This is a genomic window from Terriglobia bacterium, assembly GCA_036496425.1.
Classification (GTDB): Bacteria; Acidobacteriota; Terriglobia; order 20CM-2-55-15; family 20CM-2-55-15; genus 20CM-2-55-15.
Genome location: DASXLG010000356.1, coordinates 1 through 6519, shown reverse-complemented (window position 1 = coordinate 6519; position 6519 = coordinate 1). Strand labels below are relative to the sequence as shown.

The window sequence follows — 6519 nt, the reverse complement described above, 5'->3', positions numbered from 1 at the left end:
GGCCCTGCCACGTCGTTCTGGTCGATTGTTTACATGAGAGCCGGATGCGGGAGATCTGCATGTCCGGTTCGACGAGGGGCGAGTGAGTCGGCCTCTGGCTTCGCTCACTCGCCTACTCTACCGTCATCTGCGGCTAAAACTCTCCCAGAACCAGCGCGGAGTTTTTTGATCCAAACCCGATGCAGTTCGCCACGGCGTATCGTACGCGGTGTTCGCGTGGAACACACGGCACGTAATCGAGGTCACATTCCGGATCGGGCTGCTCGAGATTCAGAGTAGGCGGGATGATTCCCTCGGTCAGCGCGAAAAGAATCGCGCTGATTCCGGCGGCGCCGCTCGCTCCCTGGGGATGTCCGACCATCGATTTTGTCGAACTCATCGGTATGCGAGGCGCGTGTTCTTTGAAGCACTGCTTGATGGCGCGCGTCTCGATGCGGTCGTTCAACTCCGTTGAGGTTCCATGAAGATTCACGTAGTCGATGTCGGCTGTCGTCAGGCCGGCTTCCTTGATCGCAAGTTCCATGGCGCGCGCGGGTTCAATGCCCGATTCGTCGAGCCGCACCCGGTGATGGGCGTCGCAGGTCGACCCGTAGCCGAGAATCTCCGCATAGATCCTGGCCCCTCTTGCGCGGGCGGACTGTTCGGTTTCCACCACGTAAAGCCAGGCGCCCTCGCCGAGCACAAATCCGTCGCGATCCTTCGAAAACGGTCTCGAACCGCATTCCGGCCGGTCGTTCCACGATTCGGTGAGAATTCGCATGAGCGAGAAGCCGGCGAGAATCCCCGGCGCGATCGGAGTGTCCACGCCGCCGGTGACAACGATGTCGGCGCGGCCGCTGATGATGGCTTCGCTCGCGTAAAAAAGCGCGTCGGTCGAACTGGTGCAGCCCGTGGACACCATGTGACTGCATCCATGCAGGCCGAACGCCATGGAAATTTCGCTGCTTAGGGTTCCCAATGTCGACGTCGGAATCGTGTAGACGCTGGCTTTCTTCGGCTCGCCCCGATACCAGTGCTCATACTGCCGCTCGGTAAACTCGAGGCCTCCCCCACCGCTGCCGAGGACGACTGCAATCCGTCTTCGTTCCTCCAGCGTGAGTATTTCGGGATTGAGCCTGGCATCTTCGAGAACCTGCCGTGCCGCCACGACGGCCAATGCCGCCGCTCTTGAGATGTGCGGGCGCTCTTTCGGGTGAAAATATTGATAAGGATCGATGCCGCGTACTTCTCCGGCAATTTGTACGGAATGTCTGGAAGGATCAAAGGCGGAAATGCGCTGGATCCCGCTGCGAGCGTTGCGGAAGCCGTCCCACAGCTCGTCGCGGCAGTTTCCAAGCGGCGTCAGGCATCCAAACCCACTGACGACGATGCGGCCAGACCTCGGATTATGGCTGGAGGTAAACGGCACATTCCCATCATACACGCCGCGGATGTGCGGCCATTTGTCATTTGCTTGTCTTTGACGGCTGAGCAGCAGGCGGGGCGGTTAGGACATTCGATCGGTCGCAGTTCCGCGTAGCGGCTCATTTTAGCAGAAAGTTTCGCGGAAATGGCGAGACCCGCCCGGGACTGCTGCAAAAGCGGGCATGACAACCAGGCGTGAAAAACAATTTCGCCAGATCAGTGGCGCAGGAAGAACGCGGCGGTGACCGTGATACTGACGACGATGATGATGCTGCGCACCACCGCAGGATTGACGCGTCTCGCGAATGTTGCCCCGGCATATCCACCGGCAACCGCGGCGATCAACATCATCGACGTTTGAAGCCACCAGATTTTGTGGGCGATGATAAAGCAAACGACTGCCGCCGCATTCATGACGCCGCCCAGGAGCGTTCGTCCGCCGTTCATGGCATGGATATCGCGCATGCCGGCCAGGGTCCAGACGGCAAGCATGATGATGCCGACCGCGCCTCCGAAATATCCGCCGTAAATACCGACGATGAACTGGAACGCGATAAGAGTTCGCGGACCCATCCAGTTCTGGCGTTTGAACTTCTTCATAATCGACGGTCCCAGCGCAAAGCTGAGGGTCGCCCCAAGCAGAAGCCACGGGATGACGAGATCGAATGTCTTCTGCGAGGTGAAGAGCAGCAGCAGCGCACCAACCACTCCTCCGGCAATGCTTACAATCAGCGCTGGCTTCAGAGGAATTCTTTCGAGGCCTTTGAAATCCCCACGGTATGCCCAGGCGCTGGCCAGAGCGCCAGGGAACAACGCGACCGTGCTCGTTGCATTGGCGATGATCGAAGGTACACCCGTGAACACGAGGGCCGGGAAGGTGAGAAAGGATCCGCCTCCGGCGACGGAATTCATCAAGCCGGCGCCGAGGGCTGAGGCAATCAGCAGCAGATACGAACTCATTTCAGAAGGTTGCGAGCACCGCTTGCGTGACTTGAACGACGCGATCGTGGATCACGCTGTTTGTGGCGACCAGCCCGTTCAGATTGCGATACTCGGGAGTGTCGTAACGCAAAGGGTTGTTGGACGCGTCGGTCATGCGGCCGCCGGCTTCCCGAAGGATGGCTTCAGGCGCGCAGGTGTCCCACAGCTTTGTGCGGCCTCCCGGGTGGATATATAGATGAGCACGTCCTTCGCAGACGATTCCGACCTTCAAGCCGACGCTGCCCATCGCGATGGATTCTTTGATTCGCAGCTGGTCGAGTATTGCAGTGACGCGCGAGGAGCGATGCGAACGGCTTACGGCGGCCGTCATCATCGCAGCTGTCTGCTCCGCCGAGACCTGCAGCCGGGTCGTCGTGCCTCCGGTCTCGAGGAAAGCGCCCATCCCTGCGGAGGCGTAATACAACTTGTCCTTTGCGGGTTGATAGACGACCCCAAGGATGGGAATCCCTCCGGTCACGAGTCCGATTTGAACCGCGAAGTCTTCACGATGGTCGATGAATTCGCGCGTGCCGTCCATCGGATCGACCATCCAGACGAATGTCCGATCGAGCCGGCTGAGATCGTCTTCCTCCTCCTCGGACAAAATGCCGTGGCCCGGAAATTGACGTTTGAGTTCTGCAACGATGAGATCGTTCGCATCGCGATCGGCGGCCGTTACCGGATCCCCAGGCGCTTTCCAATCGACAGAGACGGATTTCTCAAAATAGCCCATCAGGATTGCCCCGGCGCTGAGCGCCAGCTCTTTGGCGGTTTCGAGTTCCTTCTGCATCGCTACCATGATGAACGGATTTGTAAGGAATGAAACGGGAATTTCCGGATTGGTGATACCGGACGGCCGCGGGATACTCGCCGGGTACCACCTGGCGAGGGCGACCGTCTAATTCAATCGTGACGTGCTATGAGATCCGGACACGCCGATGTGATTCCGGCGCAGTGCCTCTTCGATATCATCCAACGCGTCACCGATTTGCGTTGCCAGTTCTTCGCATGCCACGCACTGTATAACGTGTTGGTATTGTCCCTGCGGGAGTTGCGCGCCTCCACAAAGCGCCTGCCACAGCCGGATTGGTGAAACGTGGACTGTTGTTGTCGTTTCATTGCGCATGATGTATTTGACTCCGCCGGAGCGATTTTGATGCACGCCTCGTTCCGAACGCCAAAAGTTCCTTTTGTTATTTATATGCATTCTGTGGCAAAAAGCACCTGTTGAAAGAGCTACGCTGGAAACCACTCACTCTTATCGCCTTCCGGTTCTTCTGCCTGTACCTGGGTCTGTTTTGCCTGGCGACGCAAATATCAGGCAGTCTTTTCCTCCTCCCTTTTGTTTCATTTCGCGGGCTCGGTTCGCTCTGGCCCCTGCGGGAAATCACAGAATGGGTGGCGGCTCACGTCCTGGGAATCACAACCCCGATGGCTTACGCGGCCGGCAGTGGCGAAACGGCCTTCTTCTGGGTGCAGACGTTATGGCTTTTGACCGTTGCCGTCATCGGTACGGTGATCTGGTCGGCATTAGACCGTAATCGTAGTAATTACGACACATTTCATAAATGGTTCCGCCTCTTCATTCGACTGGCTCTCGCTGCCTCGATGTTCGAATACGGCATGACGAAGATCATTCCGGTTCAATTCGCCAGACCGACACTGAATACACTCGTCACGCCAGTCGGGAATCTATCCCTCAGCAATATTCTATGGACGTCGATCGGGGCGGCTCCGGCCTATGAAGTTTTTACCGGGTGCGCCGAGATGCTGGGAGGCATCCTCCTGCTCACCTCCCGCACGACGACGCTCGGCGCTCTGATTTGCCTGGCGGACATGTCACAAGTTTTTGTTCTGAATATGACGTATGACATCGGTCTGAAGCAGATCTCATTGCACTTGATCCTGCTGGCACTGTTTTTGCTCGGGTCCGAGTTTCACCGCCTGGCTACCTTTTTCTTCTTTCCCGATCGGGCGGCCGGCTCCTCCACGCAGCAGCATCTGTTCAAAAGTGCTGCGAGGAATCGGATAGCCGTCGCGGTCCAGGTTTTTCTTGGAATATATCTCATCGGCATCCAGGCGTATGCGAACTGGACTTACTGGCACGCCGAAGGCGATAAAAGCCCGCGCTCTCCGCTCTATGGGATCTGGAAGGTGGACGAACTCTCGATCGACGGCGAAGTTCGCGCGCCTTTTCTCGCGGATTACGACCGGCGCTGGCGCCGGGTTATTTTTGATACACCGGACAAAGTTGCCTTCCAACGGATCGACGATTCGTTTGCGCGCTACAGCGCGTCGATCGACATTTATTCCAACACGATTGCTCTGACCAGACCGAATAGTAAATGGAGGGCGGATTTTACCTACCAGAGGCCGGCGCCCGATCATTTGATCCTGGATGGCGGGATGGACGGGCACAAGATCCACCTGCAATTGGAACTCGTGGATTTCGACACGTTCAGACTTCTGACCAGCGGTTTCCGCTGGATCCGGCCTGAAGAACAGTAGTGAAATACTTACCTGCGGTCGTAGACGCTGGTCGCTGTGGTCGTCCGGCCGTGGGCATCTTTCGAGGTGGTCACTGTGGTCAGGGTTTTCCCGTCCGGGGACACCTCGACATGCGCCGTTTGCACCAGGCTGCCCTCGACTTTGACGACAATCTGATACGTGTGATCGGTGAGGAGCGTATACGCGTTCGTCATGGTGTAATCGGCTCCTTCGACGGGATAATCCTTCCCGTCTAATTTGCCGGCCCATTCCAGATAGGTCACGCCTCCACGCACGCCGACCATCTCGTATGTGACCTTCAGGCCGTCCTCCCAGGGTTCGATCCTGGATACCACCCGCTTGTATCTATCGGAGGCGGTCTGGGACTTCCCGGGATTCAGCTGCCATGTGCCCAGCCACGGGCCCCTGGCGTCCGCAGCCAAGACCATAATGATGAAAAAAATGATTCGCGCCACCATTCGACGGAAACATTATAATGTGCGGCCGAGGTACCCTTATGAGATTGGTCCGCAGAGCGAGATTCATCATTCCGTCACTTTTGGGCCTGATGCTCTTTGCAGGAGTGCCGGCATTTGCCCAGTTGGATTTGACCGGCGTGTGGAATCCACGTGTGGGGGACGAAGATAATCCGGAGCGCCTCGCCGGACCGTCCCTGATCGAGTTTCTCGGACTCCCGATCAACGACTACGCCCGCCAGTGGGGCCTTGCATACCGGCCCGGGCGCCTCTCTCTTCCCGAGCATCAGTGCCAGGTGCACGTCGTCGAGTACATACATCGTGGCCCCCTGCAGATGCGCCTTTGGGAAGAACGGGATCCGATCAATTTTCAACTGATCGCCATCCACGAATACATCAATACGTATGAGCAGGGCCGCACGATCTGGATGGATGGAAGGCCGCATCCGTCGGAATTCGCGCCGCACACCTGGATGGGGTTCTCGACCGGAGTCTGGGAAGGGAATATGCTCACGGTGACAACGACCCACGTCAAGCAGGGCTGGCATCGGCGCGAGAACATTCCGGCCAGCGACGAAGTGACGGTCATCGAACACTATATCCGTCACGGAAATCTGCTCACACACATCGAGGTGACGGAGGATCCGATCTATCTTGCCGAGCCGCTCATCAAGAGCGAAGATTTCGATCTCATTCCCAATCCCAATAACTTCAATGCGTTCTGGCCGTGCGAATACATCGAAGAAGGCGAGCGGCCCCGTGGCGAGGTCCCGAGTTATTTCGCCGGTGAGAATCCATACACTGCGGAATATGCCGCGACGCATAATCTGCCGCAGGAAGTGACGCTCGGTGGACCGCAAACGATGTATCCGGAATACCGGCAGCGGATGAAGACGCTGCCGAAAGCCGTCTATACGCCAGCGGGCGGCAAGGACTAGAGATGAAAAACAAACTCCAAAGGATATTGGCGTCGGCCGTTACCGGTTCGGTCCTCATCGCCGGTGGTTCGATGTTCGTTAGCGCTCAGCAGGCCCAGCAAATCCGGACGCCGCGGCAAATGCCGCCTCCCTTGAATCCGGATTTTTCAAAGATGCAGGTCCAAACCCTCAAGGTCGCGGGCAATGTTTATCTGCTCGGAGGGGCGGGCGGCAACATCGCCGTACAGACAGGT

Annotated in this window: 7 protein-coding genes; 3 read left to right on the top strand and 4 right to left on the bottom strand. The window is 57.6% G+C overall.

Features of this window, described 5'->3' with window-relative positions; all coding sequences use genetic code 11:
• Positions 1-133: 133 nt before the first annotated feature.
• The 3 genes from VGK48_26205 to VGK48_26195 all read right to left on the bottom strand — a co-directional run bounded on the left by VGK48_26205 (position 134) and on the right by VGK48_26195 (position 3184).
• Positions 134-1423 (bottom strand): beta-ketoacyl-[acyl-carrier-protein] synthase family protein, encoded by a 1290-nt coding sequence (locus tag VGK48_26205; protein HEY2384684.1) that lies wholly within the window; start codon positions 1421-1423, stop codon positions 134-136.
• Between the two features lie 197 nt (positions 1424-1620).
• Complete coding sequence (locus VGK48_26200; GenBank protein HEY2384683.1) at positions 1621-2364, bottom strand: sulfite exporter TauE/SafE family protein; 744 nt, start codon at positions 2362-2364, stop codon at positions 1621-1623.
• Between the two features lies 1 nt (position 2365).
• Positions 2366-3184 carry a 3'(2'),5'-bisphosphate nucleotidase CysQ gene (locus tag VGK48_26195; GenBank protein ID HEY2384682.1) on the bottom strand — a complete coding sequence of 273 codons (819 nt, stop codon included), beginning with the start codon at positions 3182-3184 and terminating at the stop codon, positions 2366-2368.
• Positions 3185-3612: 428 nt separating this feature from the next.
• Between VGK48_26195 and VGK48_26190 the strand changes: the two genes are divergently transcribed.
• Positions 3613-4893 carry a hypothetical protein gene (locus VGK48_26190; GenBank protein ID HEY2384681.1) on the top strand — a complete coding sequence of 427 codons (1281 nt, stop codon included), beginning with the start codon at positions 3613-3615 and terminating at the stop codon, positions 4891-4893.
• Between the two features lie 8 nt (positions 4894-4901).
• On the opposite strand, the gene VGK48_26185 is transcribed toward VGK48_26190, so the two are convergent.
• Positions 4902-5351 (bottom strand): hypothetical protein, encoded by a 450-nt coding sequence (locus VGK48_26185; protein HEY2384680.1) that lies wholly within the window; start codon positions 5349-5351, stop codon positions 4902-4904.
• A 38-nt stretch (positions 5352-5389) separates the two neighbouring features.
• On the opposite strand from VGK48_26185, the gene VGK48_26180 reads away from it, so the two are divergent.
• On the top strand, positions 5390-6286 hold the full coding sequence (locus tag VGK48_26180; GenBank protein HEY2384679.1) for a hypothetical protein: 897 nt from the start codon (positions 5390-5392) through the stop codon (positions 6284-6286).
• A gap of 2 nt (positions 6287-6288) precedes the next feature.
• A partial coding sequence (locus tag VGK48_26175) for a hypothetical protein (GenBank protein HEY2384678.1) occupies positions 6289-6519 on the top strand: 231 nt, incomplete at its 3' end.